Raw genomic sequence first — 23,432 nt, forward strand, 5'->3', positions numbered from 1 at the left:
AGTCTCGTTATGGTCTTTATGTACCACAAACCTGGCCCGGTGCGCCTGCCCCGGATCAGGCTTGATGCCCTGCCTTATCAACGTAAACCAGGACGAGGCGCTCCGCCGGCCCCGGCGGTCCCGCGAACAGTGAAGAACCAAAAAACGGGGCGCCCCCCGCAGGAAGCGCCCCGTCGTGATCAAGCCGGCAGGAGGGCTCAGCGCTCGCGCAGGATCTGCAGCATCCGCTTGAGCGGCTCGGCGGCGCCCCACAGCAGCTGGTCGCCGACGCTGAAGGCGGAGAGGTACTCACCGCCCATGACCAGCTTGCGCAGCCGGCCCACCGGCACGGTCAGGGTGCCGGTGGCGGCCGCCGGCGTCAGACCGGCGATGGTGGCGTCCTTATCGTTGGGGATCACCTTGACCCAGTCGTTGTGCTTGGCCAGACGATCCTCGATCTCGTCGATCGGTACGTCACGCTTGAGCTTGATGGTGAAGGCCTGGCTGTGGGAGCGCATGGCGCCGATGCGCACGCAGAGGCCGTCGATGGGAATCGGGTTGTCCTGCAGGCCGAGGATCTTGTTGGTCTCGACGCTGCCCTTCCACTCCTCCTTGCTCTGGCCGTTGTCGCGCTTGACGTCGATCCAGGGCAGCAGGCTGCCGGCCAGCGGCGCACCGAAGTTGTCGGTGGGAAAGTCGCCCGAACGCATGGCCGCGGTGACCTGACGGTCGATGTCGAGGATCGCGCTTGCCGGGTCGGCCAGCTCGGCGGCGGCGCTGTCGCGCAGCGCGCCCATCTGGTTGAGCAGCTCGCGCATGTGCTTGGCGCCGGAGCCGGAGGCGGCCTGATAGGTCATGGAGGTCATCCACTCGATCAGGTCGGCCTCGAACAGGCCGCCCAGCCCCATCAGCATCAGGCTGACGGTGCAGTTGCCGCCGACGAAGGTCTTGCCGCCGCGGGCCAGCTGCTCATCGATGACATGACGGTTGACCGGGTCGAGGATGATGGTCGCCTCGTCCTCCATGCGCAGAGTGCTGGCGGCGTCGATCCAGTAGCCTTTCCAGCCGCTGCCACGCAGGTCACCGTAGACCTCCTTGGTGTAGTCGCCGCCCTGGCAGGTGATCACCACGTCCAGCGCCTTGAGGGCCGCGAGGTCGAAGGCGTCCTTCAGCGGAGGCACATCGACGCCGATGTCCGGGCCGGGCTTGCCGACCTGGGAGGTGGTAAAGAAGACCGGCTCGATGCCATTGAAATCCCCGTCTTCCACCATGCGCTGCATGAGCACCGAGCCCACCATGCCGCGCCAGCCGACGAAACCGACTTTCAACATGTGAAGTCCTCCAGTAATCGAGTGTGGGACACATTATACAGGAAGCCGGAAGGGATCGCAGGCTCACCCCCGGGCAGGACTAGTGCCGATGGACAGACCGCTCGGGGCTGATCTGGCGGCAAGCCTGCGAGGAGGCGTTGTGAATACCTCCATGTACCGACGCCATCCATGGCGTCGGACCTCCTCTTCGGCTTGCCCCCAGCGCCCCTCGCTCTGCAACATGCGATACCCCTTGAGCCTATTGGGCCTCGAACGCCGCCAGCACGGCGTCGCCCATCTCGGTAGTGGAGACGGTGCGGGTGCCCACCGAGGCAATATCCGCGGTTCTCAGCCCCTCGTCCAGCACCTTGCCCACCGCGGCCTCGATGCGCTCGGCGAGTGCCGGCTCGTCCAGGGAGTAGCGCAGCATCATCGCCACCGACAGGATGGTCGCCAGCGGGTTGGCGACATTCTGGCCGGCGATGTCGGGCGCACTGCCGTGACACGGCTCGTACATGCCCTGACCGCTCTCGTTGAGCGACGCCGAGGGCAGCATGCCGATGGACCCGGTGAGCATCGCCGCGGCGTCCGACAGGATGTCGCCGAACATGTTGCCGGTGACCATGACGTCGAACTGCTTGGGCGCCCGCACCAGCTGCATGGCGGCGTTGTCGACGTACATGTGGGACAGCTCGACGTCCGGGTACTCCGGCGCCAGCCGCTCCATCACCTCGCGCCACAGGATGGTGACCTCGAGCACGTTGGCCTTGTCGACGCTGCACAGCTTCTTGCTACGCTTCTGGGCCATTTCGAAGGCGACCCGGCCGATGCGCTCGATCTCGCTCTCGGAATAGACGTAGGTGTTGAAGCCGACCCGCTCGCCGTCGCGCTCCTCGATGCCGCGCGGCTGACCGAAGTAGATGCCGCCGGTGAGCTCGCGCACGATCATGATGTCGAGCCCTGCAACCAGCTCGGGCTTTAGGCTCGAGGCAGACGCCAGCTGCGGATAGGTGATGGCCGGGCGCAGATTGCCGAACAGGCCGAGGTTCTTGCGCAGGCCGAGCAGGCCCTTCTCGGGACGCTTGGCGAGGTCCTCGAGCTTGTCCCACTTGGGGCCACCCACGGCACCGAGCAGGATGGCGTCGGCGGCCCTGGCCTTCTCCAGCGTTATCGCCGGCAGCGGCTCACCATGGGCGTCGTAGGCGGCTCCGCCGACCAGGGCCTCTTCCACCGCGACGTCGAGGCCACGGGCCTGGCAGGCGGCCAGCACGCGACTGGCCTGGGCAGTGATCTCGGGGCCGATGCCGTCGCCCGGCAGTACCAGAATCTTGCGTGTCATGTGTTTTTCAATCCTTGTCCTTGCCTTTCTTGAGCGAATGGCGGCGGGCTGTACGGCGACAGACCTGCAAGGAGGCGCTGTGAACCCATCCCTGGGCGCTACCGATGCCATCCATGGCATCGGACCTCCTCTTCGGTCTGTCCCCTACGCCCTTCAATTCTCGGTTGGTCAATCCGTTCCCGGATCAGCCCCGCGTCTCCGGCGGATGCAACTTGAGTGTGTCAAGCCCGAGCGGTATCGCGGAACAACCAGGGGCGAGCCTGTCGGTGCTTCTCCTCGAAGGCGCGAATCGCCTCCTCGTCCTGCAGGGTCAGGCCGATGTCGTCGAGCCCCTCGAGCAGGCAGTGCTTGCGGAAGGCATCGACCTCGAACTCGAGGATCTCGCCGGCGGGCGTGATGACCCGCTGGTTCTCGAGGTCCACCTCGAGCCGATAGCCCTCGCTGGCCTCCACCTCGCGGAACAACCGGTCGACCGTTTCCTCCGGAAGGGCGATCAGCAGGATGCCGTTCTTGAAGGCGTTGTTGTAGAAGATGTCGGCGAAGCTCGGGGCGATCACCACCCGGAAGCCGAAGTCCTCCAGCGCCCAGGGCGCGTGCTCCCGCGAGCTGCCGCAGCCGAAGTTGCGCCGGGTCAGCAGCACGCTCGCCCCCTGATAGCGCGGCTGGTTGAGCACGAAGTCCGGGTTGAGCGGGCGCTGCGCGCAGTCCTGGCCGGGGTAGCCCTCGTCGAGATAGCGCAGCTCATCGAACAGGTTGACGCCGAAGCCGGTACGCTTGATCGACTTCAGGAACTGCTTGGGGATGATCAGGTCGGTGTCGACGTTGGCGCGGTCGAGCGGTGCGACGAGGCCTTCGAGGCGTTCGAACTTCTGCATGGCTCAGGCCTCCTGAACGGACGGTTGAGAGTCTTCGATGCTGCGGACATCGACGAAATGGCCGGCGATGGCCGCCGCCGCGGCCATCGCCGGGCTGACCAGGTGGGTGCGCCCCCCATAGCCCTGGCGCCCCTCGAAGTTGCGGTTCGAGGTGGAGGCGCAGTGCTCGCCCGCCCCGAGCTTGTCGGCGTTCATCGCCAGGCACATGGAGCAGCCCGGCTCGCGCCATTCGAAGCCCGCTTCGACGAAGACCCTGTCGAGCCCTTCGGCCTCGGCCTGGCGCTTCACCAGGCCGGAGCCCGGCACCACCATGGCGAGCTTGATGGAGTCGGCGACCTTCTTGCCACGGGCGACCTTCGCCGCCTCGCGCAGATCCTCGATGCGCGAGTTGGTGCAGGAGCCGATAAACACCTTGTCGAGCCTGATGTCGGTGATCTTCTGCTTCGGTGCCAGCCCCATGTACTCCAGGGCGCGGGTGTAGCCGCGCCGCACGGTCTCGTCCGCCTGGCTCGCCGGGTCGGGCACCTCACCGGAGATACCGGTGACCATCTCGGGACTGGTGCCCCAGCTGACCTGTGGCTCGATCTCGCCGGCGTCGAGCGTCACCACCTTGTCGAAGGCGGCGTCGTCATCGGACACCAGCTGGCGCCAGTCGGCAACGGCCGCCTTCCACTGCTCGCCGGTCGGGGCGAAGGGGCGCTCGGCGAGGTAGTCGATGGTGGTGTCGTCGACGGCGATCAGGCCAACCCGGGCACCGGCCTCGATGGCCATGTTGCACACCGTCATGCGCCCCTCCATGGAGAGATCGCGGATCGCGCTGCCGGCGAACTCGATGGCATAGCCGGTGCCGCCGGCGGTGCCGATCCGGCCGATGACCGCGAGCACGATGTCCTTGGCGGTGACGCCGAGGCCGAGCTTGCCCTCGACGCGCACCTGCATGTTCTTCATCTTCTGCGCCAACAGGCACTGGGTGGCCAGCACATGCTCGACCTCGGAGGTGCCGATACCATGAGCGAGCGCGGCGAAGGCGCCGTGGGTGGCGGTATGCGAATCGCCACACACCACGGTCATGCCCGGCAGGGTCGCGCCCTGCTCCGGGCCGACCACATGCACGATCCCCTGGCGCGGGTCGTTGATGCGGAACTCCTCGATGCCGAACTCGACACAGTTGTCGTCCAGGGTCTGCACCTGGATCAACGACACTGGGTCCTTGATCCCGGCATTGCCTTCGGCGCGCTCGATCACGGTGGTCGGCACGTTGTGGTCCGGGGTCGCCAGATTGGCGTCGAGCCGCCACGGCTTGCGGCTGGCCAGGCGCAGGCCCTCGAAGGCCTGGGGCGAGGTCACCTCGTGGAGCAGCTGACGGTCGATGTAGATCAGCGCTGTACCGTCGTCGCGCTCCTTGACGAGGTGCTGCGACCACAGCTTGTCGTAGAGTGTCTGGCCTGCCATATCGTTCTCCCGGGCCTTCGCGGCCCTCTTAGCTGAATCCGGTCGTGTGCTGCCTTTCGCGGCTCTTCCGTCTGCGGCTCTTCCGTCGACAGGGCGTCGCGGAGGCGCTGTGAACCCCTCCCTGGGCGCTACATTCTTCATCCATGAAGAATGACCTCCGCTTCTCCCTGTCCCCGGCGCCGCTCGGCCTTGGCCCGCGGGTCCCTATGGGGTCAGACCCCGGCGGTGTCGTGTTCGCTCGAAACCTGCATCATGGCAGGCTTCGTGACTCGGCTGGGGTCTGACCCCATAGGGGCAGCCTCGGCGCTATGCATGCAGTGTCCTGCGACTCGTCCATAAAAGCAATTCATGTTATTTATTGATTGGATTCCATCCTGGAATCTGAGCACAGTGCCGGAGCCGAACCATGGATACCCAGAGCCTTCAGGCCTTTCTCGCCGTGGCCGATAGCGGCAGCTTCTCCCGCGCCGCCGAACAGCTGCACCTTACCCAACCGGCGGTGAGCAAGCGCATCGCCGTGCTCGAGGGCCAGATCGATGCCCGGCTGTTCGACCGCATCGGCCGGCGCGTCACCCTCACCGAGGCCGGGCGGACACTGCTGCCCCGAGCCAGGCAGATCCTGGTGATGGTGGACGACAGCCGCCGGGCCCTGGGCAATCTCACCGGCGACGTGGGCGGCAGCCTGACGCTCGCCACCAGCCACCATATCGGGTTGCACCGCCTGCCACCGCTGCTCAAGGCCTACACCGGCCGCCATCCCGGGGTACGCCTGGACCTGCACTTCCTGGATTCCGAGCAGGCCTATCAGGGGGTACTCGATGGCGAATTGGAGATCGCCGTGGTGACCCTCGCCCCCCACCCCGACGAACGCCTCGAGGTGGTGCCGATATGGATCGATCGGCTCCGCTTCGTCTGTGCGCCCGACCACCCCCTGGTCGGCCGTGGGCGCCTGACGCTGGGCGAGCTCTGCGAGTTCGACGCGGTGCTGCCCGGCCCGCTGACCTTCACCCGCACCCTGATCGAGGCACGCTTCGCGGCTGCCGGCCTGACCCTGCCCGTGGCCCTTTCCACCAACTACCTGGAGACCCTGCGGATGATGAGCGCCATCGGCCTGGGATGGAGCCTGCTGCCCGAGGGTCTGGTGACCCGCGAACTCCGGGTGCTGAAGGTCGACCACCCCCCGATCCATCGCCCCCTGGGCTATTTGGTGCACCGGAGCCGCACCCTCTCCAACGCGGCCCAGGCCATGATCGACGAGCTGGAGGCGGCCCGAGAAGCGGGCGCGAGGGAGTGGCGGGAGCCCCGCTCAATTGTTTAGTCTGCTCAGGATATCCTCCGGAGCCCTGCCAACGTGACCGACAGCGCCACCCACGCCCCCTCGCCCCGCCATGCGCTCGCCGGCGGCCTCATCCTCGCCGGTCTGGCGCTGCAAGTGCTGCGTTTCGCCGGGGCACCGGTCATTCCCCAACTGGTAAGCTACGGGTTCTGGCTGGCGGTGCTGCTGCTGTGGCCCGACCTGCCGCGGCGCACACGCCGCCAGTCCGGAGTCCTGGGGGGCATCGGGCTGGGGCTGCTGCTCGCGGCCCGGTGGCACCATGGCGTCGAGGTCGCCTGGCCGCGCATGCTCGACGGCAACAGCTATGTGGTCGCGATGCTGGTGGGGGTGAGCTTCATCGGGCTGATCGGCAACCGTCGCGGCGACGCCCGCCCCCTGGGGCACCCGGTGACCGGCCGGCGCGGGATCGCCGGCACCTGGCTGGGGGTGCACCTGCTCGGGGCGATCCTCAATCTCTCCACGGTGTTCATGATCGGCGACCGGCTGCAGCGCAACGGCCCGCTGACCACCCCGCAGCTGCTGGCGCTGAATCGCGGGCTGTCGAGTGCCGCGCTCTGGTCGCCGTTCTTCGCCTCCATGGGGGTGGTGATGACCCTGGCCCCCGAGATGCGCTTCACGACCGTGATCGCCTTCGGCCTCCCCCTGGCGCTGTGCGCCGGTCTGCTCAGCCTGCTGGACCTGTCGCGCCGCTTCGATCTCGCCGACACCGCGGGCTTCTCGCTGTCGACGTCGAGCCTGCTGATGCCGGTGTCGATGGCCGCCCTGGCGATGCTGTTTTATTACGGGCTGACGCCGAGGCTCAGCATCGTCAGCATCATCACCTTCCTGCTGCCCGCCGTGGCGCTCGCCTCCAACCTGCCCCAGGGGCCGCGCTGGACGCTGCGACGGGTGCGCCGGCATAGCATCGATCGACTGCCGGCGATGCGCGGGGAGATCTCGCTGTTCCTCTGCGCGGGGCTGCTGACCCAGGGCCTCTCGACCTACATCGCCGCCGCCACCGGCAGCGAGTGGACGCTCTTCGCCCGCTTCGGCCCCCTCGAGGCGATGGCGAGCTTCCTGGCCATCGTGACCAGTGCCGTCGCCGGCCTGCACCCCATCATCGGCGTCTCGGTGCTGGCCTCGGTGCTCGACCTCGACGCCGGTCGCCAGACCCTGTTCGCCTTTGTCGCCCTGGCCTCCTGGGCGGTGGGCACCAGCGTCGGGCCGCTGTCGGGCATCAACCTCTCCCTGCAGGGGCGCTATGGCGTCAGCGGCTCGCGGATGATGCGCCAGAACCTGGGCTATGCCGCCGCCATGACCGTCCTGGTGGTCGTTGCGATCCTGGGGCTGGACGCCTGGCTGTAGAAGGCCTGCCGGCGACGTCTCGCTACGCTCCGTCCCGCGGCGCGCGCGCGAAGTAGCGATGCCCGCACTGGTGGCAGGGCTCGATGCGCGCCACCCCCTCCAGCGTGACCTCGGCGCCGCAGTGCACGCAGGCCATGCGCCCGGGAGCGGCCATCTCGCCCTCGCAATAGTCGGCACGTGCGGCCTCCAGGTCCTCCTCGAACTGCTCACGCTCGATCTTGCTGCGATCGGCGATGGAGAACAGCGAGTCCACCACCTTGCGCGACAGCATCGAAAGATCGATCCCCAGCCAGGTCGCCACGCTCTCGCCGCCGGCCCCGAGGTAGCGGCGCATCTCCTTGAGGTCGCGCTCGACCCAGGCCCTCAGCAGCGACAGCTCATCCTTGGTGAATTCCTCCAGCTCGGCCTCGAACTCCACCGCATCGTCGAGCTCCTGCTGCAGGTTCTCCCAGGTCAGCTCGTGGGCGCCTTCCTTGAGGCGAGCCAGCATGCGCTCGTAGCCCTCGCGCAGACGGCGGTCGTGACGGGGATCCTTCTGCTCGCTCATGATCTGCTCCTTCCGTATCTCGAGGCAATGAGCCCGGGCATAGCCGGGCCCTGCCGTGCTGGGGTATCCTTGCCTACCATTTAGACGACATCCTGCCGGCAGTTCAATGCATTGACGCATCCTGGCGCCGAGTTCATGACACCGGACACCCCCATTGACCCGCGCAACGCCGCGAGCGGTGCGCCCGACTTGCAAGGTACCCGTAGACAGCGATGGACGCACAGTACAAGCCCTTCGAGATCGAACGCGACGCCCAGCAGTTCTGGGACCGGAACCAGTGCTTCAAGGCGGTGGAAGATGCCAGCCGCGAGAAGTTCTACTGCCTGTCGATGTTCCCTTACCCCAGCGGCAAGCTGCACATGGGGCATGTGCGCAACTACACCATCGGCGACGTGGTCTCGCGCTTCCAGCGCATGAAGGGTCGCAACGTCATGCAACCCATGGGCTGGGACGCCTTCGGCATGCCGGCCGAGAACGCCGCGATCCAGAACCGCGTGCCGCCGGCCAAGTGGACCTACGACAACATCGACTACATGCGCCGCCAGCTCAAGGCGCTGGGCTTCGCCTACGACTGGAGCCGCGAGTTCGCCACCTGCGACAGCGACTACTACCGCTGGGAGCAGTGGTTCTTCACCAAGCTGGTCGACAAGGGGCTGGTCTACAAGAAGATGTCCACCGTCAACTGGGACCCGGTGGACCAGACGGTACTGGCCAACGAGCAGGTGATCGACGGTCGCGGCTGGCGCTCCGGCGCGCTGGTCGAGCGCAAGGAGATCCCGCTGTGGTTCCTCAAGATCACCGATTACGCCGAGGAACTGCTGGCCGACCTCGACAAGGTCGAGTGGCCCGAGCAGGTCAAGACCATGCAGCGCAACTGGATCGGCAAGTCCAGGGGCGTGGAGATGGACTTCGCGATCGCCGACCATAACGGCGAGGCCTTCGAGCCGCTGCGCATCTACACCACGCGCCCGGACACCCTCATGGGGGTAACCTACATGGCCGTGGCCGCCGGCCACCCGCTGGCGAAGGCGGCCGCCGAGGGCAACGCCGAGCTCACGGCCTTTCTCGAGGAGTGCAACCGGGTCGGCACCTCCGAGGCCGAGCTCGCGGTGATGGAGAAGAAGGGCCTGGATACCGGCTATCAGGCCATCCACCCCCTCAGCGGACGTCGGGTGCCGGTTTACGTCGCCAACTTCGTGCTCATGGAATACGGCACCGGGGCAGTGATGGCGGTGCCCGGTCATGATCAGCGCGACTGGGAATTCGCCACCCGATACGGCCTGCCGATCGAGGCGGTGATCGCCGACGAGCGGGGCCAGGCCCCGAATCTCTCCGAGGGCGCTTATGTCGAGTACGGCCCCCTGATCAACTCCGGCGAATTCGACGGTCTCGACTTCCAGGCGGCCTTCGACGCCATCGCCGCGCGTCTCGAGCAGCAGGGCCACGGCGAGGTCAAGACCAACTTCCGCCTGCGCGACTGGGGCGTGGCCCGCCAGCGCTACTGGGGTGCGCCGATCCCAGTCAAGTACGGCCCCGAGGGGCAGACCGTGCCGCTCGGCGACGACGAACTGCCGGTGGCGCTGCCGATGGAGGTCACCGTCGATGCCTCCGGCTCGCCGCTGAAGAAGATGCCCGAGTTCTCCGACCTCGGCGACGGCTGGGTGCGCGAGACCGACACCTTCGATACCTTCATGGAGTCGTCCTGGTACTACGCACGCTTCGCCTGCGCCGACAACCAGGAGGCGATGCTCGACGAGCGCGCCGATTACTGGCTGCCGGTGGACCTCTACATCGGCGGCATCGAGCACGCCATCCTGCACCTGCTCTACGCGCGCTTCTTCCACAAGCTGATGCGCGACTTCGGCCTGGTCAACTCCGACGAGCCCTTCCAGCAACTGCTGACCCAGGGCATGGTGATCGCCGAGACCTTCTACCGCCCCACCGCCAATGGCGGCAAGGAGTGGTTCAACCCGGCCGACGTCGAGGTCAAGCGCGACGACAAGGGGCGCCCGATCAGCGCGGTGCTGATCGGCGACGGCCAGCCGGTGGAGATGGGCGGCATAGAGAAGATGTCCAAGTCGAAGAACAACGGGGTCGATCCGCAGGCGATGATCGACCGCTTCGGCGCCGACACCGTACGCCTGTTCATGATGTTCGCCGCTCCACCGGAGCAGTCTCTGGAGTGGTCCGACTCCGGTGTCGAGGGTGCCCACCGTTTCCTCAAGCGCCTGTGGCGCCTTGTCTTTGAACACCTCGAGGCCGGGACACCCGGCGAACTGGATGTCGGCGCCCTGAACGACGCCCAGCGCGAGCTGCGGCGCAAGACCCACGAGACGATCAGGAAGGCGAGCGACGACATCGGCCGGCGCACCACCTTCAATACCGCCATCGCCGCGGTGATGGAGCTCAGCAACGCCCTCGCCCGCTTCGACGATACCAGCCCGCTGGGCCTGGCCGTGGCCCGCGAGGCCGTCGAGGCCTGCGTCTTGCTGCTGGCACCGATCACCCCCCACGCCTGTCACGCCCTGTGGCTGGCGCTTGGCCATGACGAACCGGCGATCGACGCCGCCTGGCCGACGGTCGACGAGTCGGCGCTGGCCCGCGACAGCATCGAACTAGTGGTGCAGGTCAACGGCAAGCTGCGCGCGCGCATCGAGGCAGCTACGGATGCCGACAAGGCGACCCTCGAGGCCCAGGCGCTCGCCGCCGAGAATGTCCAGCGCCACACCGAGGGCAAGACGATCCGCAAGGTGATCGTGGTGCCCGGCAAGCTGGTCAATATCGTCGTCGGCTGACACCCATCACGGCACGGAGAGTTCGCATGCAGCGCCGTACCTTCCTGCACCTCGGCCTGGCCGCCGGCGCCTCACTGGCACTGGCCGGCTGTGGCTTTCGCCTGCGCGGCCTGGCCAATGACGAGGCGGTACTCCCCGAGCTGGCCCTCGCCGGCCCCGACAGCGACCTCGCACGCCTCACGGCCGAGCGGCTCGAGTCCGCCGGCACACGGCTCCACGCCGACGCCCCTCTCGTCCTCAACCTGCCCGGCGAGGACTTCCGTGAGCGGCGCCTCAGCGTCCTCGACACCGGCCCGCGGGAGGTCGAGATGCTGCTCGCGGTGCCCTTCTCGGTGCAACGGCGCGCCGACGGCGCCTACCTGCTCGACCAGCAGCGTATCGAGGTCTCCACTCGCTTCACGGTAAGCGACGACAACCTGCTGGCCCAGGACGACATCCGCGAGGAGACGCGCGAACAGCTGCGCCAGCAAGCCGTCAGACGCCTGCTCGACCGGTTGCGGAGCCTGCCCGACGCATGAAGGTGCCCTCGTGAAGATCTACGCCGACAAGCTCGCCGAAGCGCTGACCAAGAAGCTGCCACCGGTGGTGATCGTCGCCGGCGACGAGCCCCTGCAGCACATGGAGGCGTGCGACGCCGTTCGGCAGGCGGCCCGGCAGGCGGGCATCGAGGAGCGGGAGATCCTGCACGTGGAGGCCAACTTCGCCTGGGGCCGGCTGCGGGAGGCCTCGGCCAGCCTGTCGCTGTTCGCCTCGCGCAAGCTGATCGAGCTGCGCCTGGCCGGCAGCAACCTGGGCCAGGAAGGCAGCAAGGCATTGAAGGAGTACGCCGACGAGCTCAAGGGCAGCGACAACGTGCTGTTGATCGCCATGGGCAAGCTCGACTTCCGCCAGCAGAAGAGCGCCTGGTTCCAGGCCCTCGACAAGGCCGGCCTGTTCGTGCCGGTGTGGCCGGTGGACGCCTCGCGGCTGGGCTTCTGGCTGCGCGACCGGGCCGAACGCCATGGCCTCACCCTCGAGCTGGACGCCGCCCGCCTGCTCGGGGAGCGTACCGAGGGCAACCTCCTGGCCGCCGACCAGGAGCTGCAGAAGCTGGCACTGCTGGTCCCGCCCGGCAAGCGCATCTCGCCCCGCGAGATCGCCGGCGCGGTAGAGGACAGCGCCCGCTACGACGTCTTCACCCTGGCCGATGCCTGCCTCAAGGGAGAGCGAGCGAGGGTCTCGCGCATCATGGCCGGTCTGCGCGGCGAGGGCGTCGAGGCCCCCATCGTGCTCTGGGCCCTGACCCGCGAACTGCGCACCCTGCTCTCCCTGCACCAGCACCTGGACCAGGGGCAGAGCTTCGAGCACGCCTGCAAGTCGCAGAAGCCGGCGATCTTCGACAAGCGCCGCCCCGCCTACCAGCAGGCCCTGGCCCGCCTGCCCGTGAAACGTCTGCACAAGCTGCTGCTGTTCGCCCAGCGCCTCGATCTCGCCATCAAGGGCGCCTCGCCACTGCCGGTGCAGGATGGCCTTCACGACCTCGCCCTGACCCTCGCCGGTGGACGCGGGCTGCTCGCCGAGTTGCCCTCGTCCTACCGGATCGCCTGACGATTCGAACGACGGGATCGTACCACTCTCGCCACAAGCGCCTGCCGTTGATGCCAAGGGCATGAAACTTCAGGCCATTTTTGCCTATACTGGTAGCGCATCGCTGCAAGCACGTCTCGACCGCTGCCTCGCCTGGACGCGACGCGTGGATCATCAAGGAGCCGGAAGCCAAACCCAAGAAGAAGGAACACCACGATGATGAAGAAGATCTGCCGTTACCTCAGCCCCCTGCTCATCGCCGCCCTGGTGCTGGGCAGCCTCCCCGTTGCCGCGGCCCCTCACGCCACGCCGGGCAGCGACCTGATCACCACCCAGGCGGCCCTGACCGCCGAGCGAGCCCAGACCGACCGCGAGCGGATCCACGAGATCCTCGCCCGCGAGGACGTCCAGCAACAGCTCGCCGCCCAGGGCGTGGATCTCGCGGAAGTGGAAGCGCGCGTCGCCGCCCTCTCCGACGAGGAGGCCGCCCAGATGGCCGAACAGCTCGACCAGCTGCCCGCCGGCGCCAGTGTCGTCGGTGCATTGGTGCTGATATTCCTCGTGCTGCTGGTCACCGATATCCTCGGCCTGACCAACGTCTTCCCCTTCACGCGCTGACCGGGGAATCGCATGACACCACGCCGTTCACGGCAGCACTCGCGTGACGCCATATGGAACGCCCGCCCCGCGGGCGTTCTCATGCTCATGCTGCTGATCGTCATGATTGCCGGCTGTGCCGCCACTCCCCGGCTGGCCGACACCACCCGGGAACGCCTGCCCCGCCAGGCGTTGATCGACGACGTACCCTTTCATGCCCAGCGCGACTACCAGTGTGGCCCCGCCTCCCTGGCCATGGCGCTCAACGCCGAGGGCGTGGACGTGGATGTCGACACCCTGATTCCCCAGGTCTTCCTGCCCGGCCGGGAAGGCAGCGTCCAGCCGGAGATGCTCGCCACGGCGCGTCGCCATGGCCGCATCCCCTTCGTCATCGACAACCGCCTCGATGCGCTCCTGACCGAGGTCGACGCCGGTCACCCGGTCGTGGTGATGCAGAACCTCGCCCTGCCCGTCTGGCCGATGTGGCACTATGCGGTGGCCATCGGCTACGACCTCGACGCCGGCGAGCTGATCCTGCACAGTGGCGAGGAGCCCGAGCGGATCGAATCCTTCCGCCGCTTCGATGCCACCTGGGCGCGCAGTGACCGCTGGGCCTTCGTCGCCCTGCCGCCCGGCGAGCTCCCCGAGGGAATCGCCGAGTACCGTGCCCTGGAGGCGATCTCCGCCTTCGAGCGGGTCCAGGGCGCAAAGACCACTCTGCCCGCCTGGGAGGCGCTGGTCGCGCGCTTCCCCCGGGCCGCCATGGGCCACTTCGCCCTGGGTAACGCCCGGCATGGCGCCGGCGATCCGCAAGGCGCCATCGCGGCCTTCCAGCGAGCCGTGGCGGTCGACCCGGAGCTGGCCGTGGCCTGGCTCAACCTGGGACTGGTCCTGCGTGACCAGGGCGACAACGACGCCGCGCGTCACGCACTGCGCCGCGCCGCCGAGCAGCCCGGCCACTGGCAGCCCCGTGCGCGGGAAGCGCTGGCCGCTCTCGAAGAGGAACCCCTGTCATGAGTTACGATATCGTCCTCAAGCGCATCTACCGCCCCGCCGACCCCGAAGACGGCACCAGGGTACTCGTGGACCGCCTCTGGCCGCGCGGCCAGCGACGCGAGAGCCTGGCACTGACCGACTGGTACCGGGACGCCTCGCCGTCGACGCTGCTGCGCCGTCAGTACCATCAGGGTGAAATCAGTGCTGCCGTCTTCGCCGCCCGCTATCGCGGCGAGTTGCGTGACGACCCTGACTGCCTGCTGCCGCTGATGCGCCACGCGCGGCGCGGACGGCTGACCCTGCTCTCGGCCGCCCGCGAGCTCGACGACTCCCACCTGCCCATCCTGCGCGAGGCGCTGCTTGCCGCTCTGCAGAACGAGGATGCCGAGGATCGACCACCGGCGTCCCCGCCGTGTTACGCCCACCTTCCCCCGGAACCGTCGCCCGACGAGCGCTGAGCCACGGGCTCCTGCCCCCCCACCTCGCGATAGTGATGCGCCTGCCGGCTGAACAGATCGCAGTATATGCCTCGCTGGCGCATCAACTCGTCATGCGTACCCGCCTCGCGAATTTCGCCCCGATCCAGGACATAGATATAATCTGCCATTCGCACGGTCGACAGCCGATGGCTGATGACCAAGGCGGCCCGGTGATCGATTCGTTCACGAAAGTTATCGAACAGTTCGGATTCCGCGCCGGGATCCAGGGCGCTGGTTGGCTCATCGAGAATGATCACGCTGGAACCATGCATGAAGGCCCTCGCGAGGGCGACCTTCTGCCATTGACCGATGCTGAGCTCCTGCCCATCGTCGAACATGCGGGTCAGGGGAGTATCATAATCGTCCTTGAGCATCCGGATGAAGGGATCGGCACCGGCCTTGATCGCGGCGGATTCGACCGCGGGAGTGTCCATGGGTTGGCGAATGTCGCCATAGCGAATATTTTCCCGCACGGTGGTCGCATAGTGGGCATAATCCTGGAAAATCACGCTGAAAAGGCGGCGGTATTCTTCAAGGTCGTACTCGCGGATGTCCACCCCGTCCAGGGTGATCCGTCCCGCCGTCGGGTCGTACAGGCGGCAGAGCAGCTTAATCAGCGAGGTTTTGCCAGAACCATTGGCACCGACCAGTGCGACGATCTGCCCCGGACGAATACTCAGCTCGATACCGCTCAACACGGGGGCATCGGTATCGGGATAATGGAATCCAACTTGCTCGAAGCGAATCCCTTCACGTGGCGTTACCGGCACCGCCAGGGGGTGATCCGGTTCGCCGATCACCGGCCGGATGTCGAGAAACTCGAACAGAAGGCCGAGGAAAAGGTGATCCTCGTAGAGCTGGGCGAGCTGGTGCACCAGTTCCTGCCCCATCGACTGGGCCCGCTGGAAGATCAGCAGAAACAGCACCAGATCGCCGAGGCTGTTGTGTCCCTCGGCGGTTTGCCAGGCGAGAAACCCCAAGGCGCCGAAGAAAGCCAGGGTGGCAATGCTCGCAACAGCCAGCTCGACCCGGGTCCGCCGCTGGGTGATCCGCATCCGCTCGCGACGAATCCGACCCCGCAGGTCGGAATGCTGGTCACGCAGAAAATTTCCCAGTTGGTTGAGGCGCAACTCCTTGGCATTGATATCGGAAGTCATCAACCAATCCAGATAGTAGGCGCGCCGCTCCATCTGGGTACGCCGGCGCTGCCATTCGTACAGGTGATGGGTGAAATGGATCTTGACCAGCAGGGCCGGCACGATGGCGATCAGCAGCACCGGCAGCATCAACCAATTGATGGTGACCATCAGTACCACGATCGCTACCAGCATCAGGCTGTTCCTGGTCAGCATCATCAGGTTGGAGACCACCTGCACGGGGCGCTGGTTACCGGCCTCGCGGGCTCGCTGCAGCGTATCGAAATAGCGAGGGCTTTCGTAGAAGGCCAGGTCCGCGCGTACCGCACGGGCATGGATCTCCCGGTCGATATGATCAGCCACCAACAGCCCCTGGGCCTCCCTGGCCAGGCCCGCCATCGACCGGGATGCCAGGAATGCCAGCGTGCAACCGCCAGTCAGCGCCACGAACAAGAGCACCCGCCATACCCCGCCCTCGGCCGTTTCACTGGCGAGCATCCCGGTGACCACATCGACTAGTTGCTTGAACAGGTACAGGACGGCCAGCCCGGAGGCTACCTCCAACGCCATCAACGCCGTCCCCAGCAGCGTCCATTTGCGGCTGCTATGCCACAGCATCGGCAGGATGCGGCGCAACGAGAACAGGGGGACGAAGACTCGAGTGATGAGCGTCATGGGAGCCGACAGGAGAGCATCATCATGACCGCCACCGCCCGGTCGTGATCCGTGAATGGAGTTTCTGGAACGGGCACGTCAATCGGTAAAGCCACTGCCACCGTGGCGGCAACGGCCAAAGATGATAGTCGGCATAGGTAGGACGCAACAGCTTGGCCACGTTCTGCACTCGACCATAGAGCCAATGTTCGACGGAGGCCTGCCAGGCGAAGGCAAAATCCGGCGAGGTTCTCGTCCTCCCCATCGCCAGTTCCACCTCCGGCCCACCCTGAAGCGCCATCAGGCATGCACCGAGTATCTCCCTCCCATGCCCGGAGATGGAGGCATTCCAGGGTTCAGGGGCCGCCAGGGCCCGGTGCATCGCCAGGCAAGCTTCGAGGGTCGTCGTGAGGTTGCGCCGTGCGGCAAGGTCGCGACTCGCCGCCAGCGAAAAGCTCGGGTGACGCTGGATCGCATCGAGGTCGACCAGCCAGTGCAGGTGAGACCAGTGGTGCTTGGAATGATGCAGGCAGATGTAGACAAACAGTTCCTCCGTGGACATGACCTGGATCTCGGCATCACCCATCCCGAACGGTTCCGCACCGTCGAGCAATGCCTGTGTCGCATAGATCATTCCGGATTTGTCGATCCGCTGGTGAAGATCGATCGCCACCCCCTCGGGCGACAGGAGCGAGAAGACATGGTGCGCGCCGGCCGCATAGACGAGACCTTCCCGTTTCGAGGTCAGGCCCTTCGGCATGAGCGACACGTACCCCTTGCGCAGAGCTGTCTCGAGCAGCGGAACGATCCGCACAGGCGGTACGAGCAGGTCGATGTCCCGCGAAAACCGCAACGCCGGATCGTCATAGTAGCGTGCCGCCAGGCTGGGACCCTTGAAGAAAACGTGGGGGATCTCCAGGGGGAGCAGCAGCTCATCCCGAAGGCGGCGCTGAGCGGCCACCACCCAGAGGTTGAGCTGGACCACGGCCAGGCTCCACTGCCTTATGGCGTCCAGTTGTGTCGACGACAGGTTATCGGGCGCAAGCCTCCGCAGATGCCGATAGACCAGCGGGAGCACGAACCGTTGATTGGCCTCTCGTGCCAACCGGGACCAGTCATCGACCCGAGCGCATAGTGCCAGGGCAGCCGCTTGCTGCTCCTCCGTGAGCTCGAGACGTGCAAGCAGCAGCAACAGCTGCAGCGTGGAGTCCAGGGAAGAAAGAGTAGTTCGTGCGGGCATGATGGGACCTTCCCCGATCGCTGACACTCTCCCGGATGGCCGATCCGGCGCCTGGAGCAGCGCCTGGCCGACCGTTTCTGTTACATCATGTTAGTCAACTTGGTCCGGCGCCACCATGGCGATCGTCGGCAACGAAGACGTAAGTCGCTGGACAACCCGTTGGCCGTGACTCTACAGTCGGCGTGAAAGCATGGTCGGAGTCCGCCTGGCTCAGGCAGAATTTCCAGTCGGCGGCTTCGGTCCGTTTACTTCTCACCAGGGGGTCGAGAGGCCGTGAAACGACTTCGCAGGTTCCTCCTGGCTCCCCTGCCCCGCCAATGCATGCTGGCGGAAGCCGCCATGCAGCTGCTGTTGGCGTGGCTGATGGTCAGACTCGTCCCGTTTCGCTGGTGGTCACCCTGGCTGGGTGACTCCACCTCGGGGGAGACGGATCCCCAGGACGCCGTCGATGACCAACGAGCGCGCGATGTCAGCTGGGCCGTCATGGCAATCAATCGAGCGGTCGGTGGCCGGCACACCTGTCTGATGCTGGCCGTGGCGGCACAGCAGATGCTCAACCGCCGGCATATCTCCAGCAGCCTCGTCCTCGGAACCTTCACCGAGTACGGCGAGGGTCAACGTCCGGCCATGGCGGCACATGCCTGGCTACGGGTCGGCAGACACGTCGTACTGGGCCAACATGATGGCCGTTACGCGCCCGTTGCGAGCTTCGTACGAACCTATCGGCACCGGGACGCGGAGTGATCGTGACAGCCGCTCGGCAGCGAGCGAAGGCTTAGATCCTTGGCACGGGAGACTGAGTAGAATCAGCGACCTTGCTCCGAGGTCCGCCGGATCGGCTGGGCTAGAATGCACAAGGCATCACGGCAAGCTGTCCTCCATCCAGAGGGTGCAGCAGGTGATCGCAGACAACCGCCACCGCTCGATAACAGGACTTTCCCCATGAACATGCAGAATCAGATACGGCGCAGGGAAGATCCGCTGACATCACACCTCGGCGACGATCTGGTCATCTTCAGCGCCAGGAATGGCAAGTACTACGGGACCCAGGACGCCGGCACCTTCATCTGGTGCCTCCTCGAGCGCGACTCGACCGTGCTCGACGTGTGCGAAGGGCTGATGCAGACCTTCGACGTGGATCGGAGCACCTGCGAGCGGGACGTCATCGCGTTTCTCGAGCAGCTGGAACAGGAAGGCCTCATCACCGTTCATTGACCCTGCCACATAGCGAACGTGGCGCCCTCGGGCGCCATGTTCACACGTCACGGGTCCTTCCTAGAACACCCGATTCAGCCCGTTCTGGGCGGCGACTCGGTAGGCCTCGGCCATGGTGGGGTAGTTGAAGGTGGTGTTGACGAAGTACTTGAGGGTATTCGCCTCGCCCTGCTGCTGCATGATCGCCTGGCCGATGTGGACGATCTCCGAGGCCTGGTCGCCGAAGCAGTGGATGCCGTAGATCTCCAGGCTGTCCTGGTCGAAGAGGATCTTCAGCATGCCCACGGTGTCGCCGGTGATCTGGGCCCGCGCGGTGTCCTTGAAGAAGGCCTGGGCCACCTCGTAGGGCACCTTCGCCTCGGTGAGCTCGCGCTCGTTGCGGCCGAAGGAGCTGATCTCGGGGATGGTGTAGATGCCGGTGGGCACCTCGGTGACGTAGCGGAAGTCGTCATCCACCATCTCGCTGGAGGCGTTGAGCCCCTGGTCGTAGGCGGCGCTGGCCAGGCTCGGCCAGCCAATCACGTCGCCGGCGGCATAGATGTGGGGGATGGCGGTACGGTAGTGCTCGTCGACCGAGAGCTGACCGCGGCCATTGGCCTCCAGGCCGATGTTCTCGAGCCCCAGTTGGTCGGTATTGCCGGTACGGCCGTTGGCCCACAGGAAGGCGTCGGCGCGCAGCCGCTTGCCCGACTTGAGGTGCACGGTGACACCGGACTCGTCGCCCTCGACCCGTTCGTACTCCTCGTGGTGGCGGATCAGCACCCCGTGCTTGCGCAGGTGGTAGGAGAGCGCATCGGAGATCTCGTCGTCGAGAAAGGAGAGCAGGCTGTCGCGGTTGTTGATCAGGTCGACCTTGACGCCGAGCCCCGAGAAGATCGAGGCGTATTCGCAGCCGATCACGCCGGCCCCGAAGATGATCAGGGTGCGTGGCGTATGATTCAGGCTGAGAATGGTATCGGAGCAGTAGATGCGCGGATGGCGGAAGTCGATGTCCGCCGGGCGATAGGGTCGCGACCCGGTGGCGATGATGACCTTCCGGGCGACCAGCTCCTCCAGCCCCTCGTGGTCGTCGCGCACCAGCAGGGTGTGCTCGTCCTTGAAGCGCGCGATGCCACTGAACAGGTCGATACGGTTGCGCGCATAGAAGTTGGTACGCATCGCCACCTGCTGATCGATGGTGACCCGGGAACGCTCCATGACCCGGGGAAAGGAGAACCAGCGCGGCTCGCCGATGTCGCGGAACATGCGGTTGGTATTGAACTGCATGATCTGCTTGACCTGGTGGCGCAACGCCTTGGACGGGATGGTCCCCCAGTGTGTGCAATTGCCGCCCACGGTCGGCTGCTTCTCGACCACCGCCACCCGCTTGCCGTGCTTGGCGGCATTGATCGCGGCGCTTTCTCCCGCGGGCCCGGTTCCGATCACCACCACGTCGTAATTGTGGACTGCCATTGGCTGTTCGATCTCCTTGTTCCCTTGATAGCCGTAAGCCGTAAGCCATAAGCCGTAAGCCGTAAGCCGTAAGCCGGGATGCTGCCACCGAGCTAGCCAGCAACAAAGGTGTTGCTTATCGCTTACAGCTCCGGGCGAAGCCCGGTCAGCGCTTGGTGGCGTCGTAGCCGAGGTCGGCGCCGCGGCTCTCGTCGCTGCGCCGGCGGGCACTGCCCTGGCGCTTGCGGTTCTCCTCCTCGCACACCTCGTCCTTGCCGCCGCAGACCTCACAGCCCTCCTTGAGACCGAGCCGGTTGAGGCCACCGCAGGAGCCGGCGATCGGCTTGCGCCCCAGGATCACGCCGATCGCCATGGCCGCCACGATCAGCAGCATGAAACCCAGAACGATAAGCCAGGTGGTCATTCTTGCCCTCCCCTCGGCGACTCCTCGAGGTACGCCTCGAGCGCCGAACCATGATGAATTTCAATACCTTGTGATGTTAAGACAACGATGCGGACCGCACGATCCGCGGCCAGCGTCACCGCCTCGGGCCCAGCCGCCATCAGCTCGCGGGCCTGTCGGTCGGCCTCGAGGGCGGAAGGCGCCGCCACGCTGATCGCCAGCAGCCGACTGGTCGCGACGGGGTCGCCAGCCTCGCCGGCTTCCCCGGAGTCGAGATGAACCAGGGCGACATCGTCGAGCCGTAGCGAGAGCGGCGCCTTTCCCGGCAGACCGGGCCGGTCGAGGGCCAGCCGCCAGGGTTGCCCACCCGCCTGGCCACGTGCACGCACCACCCCACCCAGCTCCAGCATGGCATGCTCGACGCCGAAGCGGCCGAGCAACGCATCGAGCCGATCGATGGCCAGCGCCCAGGTCATCTGCAGCAGCGAATTCGCCAGGGCGTCGTTGTCGATCGCCACTCCCGCCAGCAACGGACGAAGGGCCAGACCCAGCGGCACCAGCAGCCGTGCCAGATCCTGTTCAAGGCTAGCCAGTTCACCTTGTATACCGGCCAGCAGGAGTTCGCGTTCTCCGTCATCGAGGTCGGCATACAGGGTGATGTGGTAACCAGTACCGAGGGCCACACCCTCGACCTGGTGAAACGGTGGCTGGCTGCGGCATCCGGCCAGCAGCGTCACCGGCAGCATCACCAGGGCGAACAGAAAGAGGGCCGGCCGAAAGGCCAGCCCCTTGTATCGCCTCGCGGCGAGGAAGATCATCCGCCGAAGTCGTCCAGCAGGATGTTCTCGGGTTCGACGCCCAGGTCGAGCAGCATCTTGATCACCGAAGCGTTCATCATGGGCGGCCCGCACATGTAGTACTCGCAATCCTCGGGGGCCGGATGATCCTTGAGGTAGTTCTCGTAGAGGACGTTGTGAATGAAACCGGTCGGACCGGTCCAGTTGTCCTCGGGCTGCGGATCGGAGAGGGCGAGGTGCCACTCGAAGTTGTCGAACTCCTCGGCCAGCTGGTCGTACTCGTCGTTGTAGAAGGTCTCGCGCCAGGAGCGCGCGCCGTACCAGAACGAGATCTTGCGCTTGGACTTGAGCCGCTTGAGCTGGTCGAAGATGTGGCTGCGCATCGGCGCCATGCCGGCACCACCGCCGACGAAGACCATCTCGGCATCGGAGTCCTTGGCGAAGAACTCGCCGAAGGGCCCCATCACGGTGACCTTGTCGCCCGGCTTCAGGGCGAAGACGTAGGTCGACATCAGGCCCGGCGGGTGGTTGGTGTTGGGCGGCGGCGTGGCGATGCGGATGTTGAACTTGAGGATGCCCTTCTCTTCCGGGTAGTTCGCCATGGAGTAGGCGCGGATGACTTCCTCGGTGTTCTTGTGGGAGATCTTGAACAGATCGAACTTCTCCCAATCGCCCCGGTACTCCTCCTCGATATCGAAGTCGGAGAACTTGATGTCGTAGGGCGGTGCCACCAACTGCACGTAGCCACCGGCGCGGAAGGCCACTTCCTCGCCCTCGGGCAGCTTGAGGTTGAGCTCCTTGATGAAGGTGGCGACGTTGGGGTTGGCGATGACCTCGCACTCCCACTGCTTGACGCCGAACACCTCCTCGGGCACCTCGATCTTCATGTTCTGCTTCACCGGCACCTGGCACGAGAGACGCCAGCCGTCCTTCTTCTCGCGCAGGGTGAAGTGGGACTCCTCGGTGGGCAGGATGGCCCCACCACCCTCTTCCACCCGGCACTTGCACTGGGCGCAGGAGCCGCCACCGCCACAGGCGGAAGAGAGGAAGATGCCGTTGGCGGCCAGGGTGTTGAGCAGCTTGCCGCCGGCCTGGGTGGTCAGGGTGTGTTCGGGGTCACCATTGACCTCGATGGTCACGTCCCCGGTACTGACGAGCTTGCTGCGTGCCGCCAGGATCACCAGAACCAGGCCGATGACGACCAGGGTGAACATGACCACACCGAGCAAGATGACTGTTGTATCAACCATGTCGGTTTCCTATTGCTTGACGTTGCCTGGTTCCCGGCGGCGCGCCGCGCCGCCGGGAAAACACGACCTGCCTCAGAGCTGAATACCGGAGAAGGACATGAAGCCCAGCGACATCAGGCCCACGGTGATGAAGGTGATGCCCAGCCCCTGCAGGGAGCCGGGAACGTCGCTGTACTTGAGCTTCTCGCGGATACCGGCAAGCGCCGTGATGGCCAGCGCCCAACCGACCCCGGAGCCGAGGCCATAGGTCACGGACTCGCCGAAGTTGTAGTTGCGCTCGACCATGAACAGCACGCCACCGAGGATGGCGCAGTTCACCGTGATCAGCGGCAGGAAAACGCCCAGCGCGTTGTAGAGCACCGGCACGTACTTGTCGAGGAACATCTCGAGGATCTGTACCAGGGCGGCGATCACGCCGATATAGCTGAGCAGCCCCAGGAACGACAGGTCGATGTTCTCGGCACCGCTGATGCCGGTCCAGGTCAGCGCCCCCTCCTGGAGCAGGTAGGTCAGCACCAGGTTGTTGACCGGTACGGCGATGGTCAGCACCACGATGACGGCGATGCCGAGGCCGAAGGCCGCCGAGACCTTCTTGGAGACCGCCAGGAAGGTACACATGCCCAGGAAGAACGCCAGGGCCAGGTTCTCGACGAAGACCGAGGCGACGAACAGGCTGATATAGTGTTCCATG

At 65.9% G+C, this 23,432-nt stretch carries 22 protein-coding genes; 10 read left to right on the plus strand and 12 right to left on the minus strand.

The window, feature by feature from the left end:
- Positions 1 to 197: 197 nt before the first annotated feature.
- The 4 genes from asd to leuC form a co-directional block, all read right to left on the minus strand.
- Positions 198 to 1,310, minus strand: a complete 1,113-nt coding sequence (gene asd, locus AC5W54_RS10620; RefSeq protein ID WP_495962054.1) for an aspartate-semialdehyde dehydrogenase — start codon at positions 1,308 to 1,310, stop codon at positions 198 to 200.
- 238 nt (positions 1,311 to 1,548) lie between these two features.
- On the minus strand, positions 1,549 to 2,628 hold the full coding sequence (gene leuB / locus AC5W54_RS10625; RefSeq protein ID WP_495962055.1) for a 3-isopropylmalate dehydrogenase: 1,080 nt from the start codon (positions 2,626 to 2,628) through the stop codon (positions 1,549 to 1,551).
- Positions 2,629 to 2,849: 221 nt separating this feature from the next.
- Positions 2,850 to 3,503, minus strand: a complete 654-nt coding sequence (gene leuD, locus AC5W54_RS10630) for a 3-isopropylmalate dehydratase small subunit (protein WP_495962056.1) — start codon at positions 3,501 to 3,503, stop codon at positions 2,850 to 2,852.
- Positions 3,504 to 3,506: 3 nt separating this feature from the next.
- Positions 3,507 to 4,955 (minus strand): 3-isopropylmalate dehydratase large subunit, encoded by a 1,449-nt coding sequence (gene leuC / locus AC5W54_RS10635; protein ID WP_495962057.1) that lies wholly within the window; start codon positions 4,953 to 4,955, stop codon positions 3,507 to 3,509.
- Positions 4,956 to 5,361: 406 nt separating this feature from the next.
- Here leuC and AC5W54_RS10640 point away from each other — a divergent pair, with 406 nt between their 5' ends.
- Together AC5W54_RS10640 and AC5W54_RS10645 are read left to right on the plus strand one after the other, a co-directional pair.
- Positions 5,362 to 6,273 carry a LysR family transcriptional regulator gene (locus AC5W54_RS10640; RefSeq protein ID WP_495962058.1) on the plus strand — a complete coding sequence of 304 codons (912 nt, stop codon included), beginning with the start codon at positions 5,362 to 5,364 and terminating at the stop codon, positions 6,271 to 6,273.
- Positions 6,274 to 6,306: 33 nt separating this feature from the next.
- Positions 6,307 to 7,635, plus strand: coding sequence for a hypothetical protein (locus AC5W54_RS10645; protein ID WP_495962059.1), 1,329 nt, complete (start codon positions 6,307 to 6,309; stop codon positions 7,633 to 7,635).
- Positions 7,636 to 7,657: 22 nt separating this feature from the next.
- Here the strand turns inward: AC5W54_RS10645 and AC5W54_RS10650 are convergent, their stop codons facing one another.
- Positions 7,658 to 8,182, minus strand: coding sequence for a zinc ribbon-containing protein (locus tag AC5W54_RS10650; RefSeq protein ID WP_495962060.1), 525 nt, complete (start codon positions 8,180 to 8,182; stop codon positions 7,658 to 7,660).
- Between the two features lie 212 nt (positions 8,183 to 8,394).
- On the opposite strand from AC5W54_RS10650, the gene leuS reads away from it, so the two are divergent.
- The 6 genes from leuS to AC5W54_RS10680 all read left to right on the plus strand — a co-directional run bounded on the left by leuS (position 8,395) and on the right by AC5W54_RS10680 (position 14,594).
- Positions 8,395 to 10,977 carry a leucine--tRNA ligase gene (leuS, locus tag AC5W54_RS10655; protein ID WP_495962061.1) on the plus strand — a complete coding sequence of 861 codons (2,583 nt, stop codon included), beginning with the start codon at positions 8,395 to 8,397 and terminating at the stop codon, positions 10,975 to 10,977.
- 26 nt (positions 10,978 to 11,003) lie between these two features.
- Positions 11,004 to 11,495, plus strand: coding sequence for an LPS-assembly lipoprotein LptE (locus AC5W54_RS10660; protein WP_495962062.1), 492 nt, complete (start codon positions 11,004 to 11,006; stop codon positions 11,493 to 11,495).
- A 10-nt stretch (positions 11,496 to 11,505) separates the two neighbouring features.
- A complete protein-coding gene (holA, locus tag AC5W54_RS10665; protein ID WP_495962063.1) occupies positions 11,506 to 12,564 on the plus strand; it encodes a DNA polymerase III subunit delta in 1,059 nt (352 codons plus the stop codon).
- A 198-nt stretch (positions 12,565 to 12,762) separates the two neighbouring features.
- The gene (locus tag AC5W54_RS10670; RefSeq protein WP_495962154.1) at positions 12,763 to 13,161 is read left to right on the plus strand and encodes a PA2779 family protein; all 399 of its coding nucleotides are present in this window, start codon (positions 12,763 to 12,765) and stop codon (positions 13,159 to 13,161) included.
- A gap of 81 nt (positions 13,162 to 13,242) precedes the next feature.
- Entirely contained in the window at positions 13,243 to 14,157 is a 915-nt protein-coding gene (locus AC5W54_RS10675; RefSeq protein ID WP_495962064.1) for a PA2778 family cysteine peptidase, read from the plus strand.
- On the plus strand, positions 14,154 to 14,594 hold the full coding sequence (locus tag AC5W54_RS10680) for a DUF488 domain-containing protein (RefSeq protein ID WP_495962065.1): 441 nt from the start codon (positions 14,154 to 14,156) through the stop codon (positions 14,592 to 14,594). The genes AC5W54_RS10675 and AC5W54_RS10680 overlap by 4 nt, the downstream gene beginning before the upstream one ends.
- Here AC5W54_RS10680 and AC5W54_RS10685 read toward each other — a convergent pair.
- Entirely contained in the window at positions 14,552 to 16,426 is a 1,875-nt protein-coding gene (locus tag AC5W54_RS10685) for an ABC transporter ATP-binding protein (protein ID WP_495962066.1), read from the minus strand. The genes AC5W54_RS10680 and AC5W54_RS10685 overlap by 43 nt on opposite strands.
- Before the next feature lie 22 nt (positions 16,427 to 16,448).
- On the minus strand, positions 16,449 to 17,645 hold the full coding sequence (locus AC5W54_RS10690; protein ID WP_495962067.1) for a nucleotidyltransferase family protein: 1,197 nt from the start codon (positions 17,643 to 17,645) through the stop codon (positions 16,449 to 16,451).
- Between the two features lie 321 nt (positions 17,646 to 17,966).
- On the opposite strand from AC5W54_RS10690, the gene AC5W54_RS10695 reads away from it, so the two are divergent.
- Positions 17,967 to 18,389, plus strand: a complete 423-nt coding sequence (locus AC5W54_RS10695; RefSeq protein ID WP_495962155.1) for a lasso peptide biosynthesis B2 protein — start codon at positions 17,967 to 17,969, stop codon at positions 18,387 to 18,389.
- Positions 18,390 to 18,587: 198 nt separating this feature from the next.
- Positions 18,588 to 18,860: a PqqD family peptide modification chaperone gene (locus AC5W54_RS10700; RefSeq protein ID WP_495962068.1), complete on the plus strand. Its 273-nt coding sequence runs from the start codon at positions 18,588 to 18,590 to the stop codon at positions 18,858 to 18,860.
- A gap of 60 nt (positions 18,861 to 18,920) precedes the next feature.
- Here the strand turns inward: AC5W54_RS10700 and sthA are convergent, their stop codons facing one another.
- The 5 genes from sthA to nqrE form a co-directional block, all read right to left on the minus strand.
- Positions 18,921 to 20,312, minus strand: a complete 1,392-nt coding sequence (sthA, locus tag AC5W54_RS10705) for a Si-specific NAD(P)(+) transhydrogenase (RefSeq protein ID WP_495962069.1) — start codon at positions 20,310 to 20,312, stop codon at positions 18,921 to 18,923.
- 145 nt (positions 20,313 to 20,457) lie between these two features.
- Entirely contained in the window at positions 20,458 to 20,715 is a 258-nt protein-coding gene (gene nqrM, locus AC5W54_RS10710; RefSeq protein WP_495962070.1) for a (Na+)-NQR maturation NqrM, read from the minus strand.
- Positions 20,712 to 21,512, minus strand: coding sequence for an FAD:protein FMN transferase (locus tag AC5W54_RS10715; protein ID WP_495962071.1), 801 nt, complete (start codon positions 21,510 to 21,512; stop codon positions 20,712 to 20,714). The genes nqrM and AC5W54_RS10715 overlap by 4 nt, the downstream gene beginning before the upstream one ends.
- Entirely contained in the window at positions 21,509 to 22,741 is a 1,233-nt protein-coding gene (gene nqrF / locus AC5W54_RS10720) for an NADH:ubiquinone reductase (Na(+)-transporting) subunit F (RefSeq protein WP_495962072.1), read from the minus strand. Before nqrF ends, AC5W54_RS10715 begins: the two co-directional genes overlap by 4 nt.
- 72 nt (positions 22,742 to 22,813) lie before the next feature.
- On the minus strand, positions 22,814 to 23,431 hold the full coding sequence (nqrE, locus tag AC5W54_RS10725) for an NADH:ubiquinone reductase (Na(+)-transporting) subunit E (protein ID WP_495962073.1): 618 nt from the start codon (positions 23,429 to 23,431) through the stop codon (positions 22,814 to 22,816).
- Position 23,432: the final 1 nt, after the last annotated feature.

It is taken from the genome of Halomonas sp. LMYGS-3, from assembly GCF_059509875.1.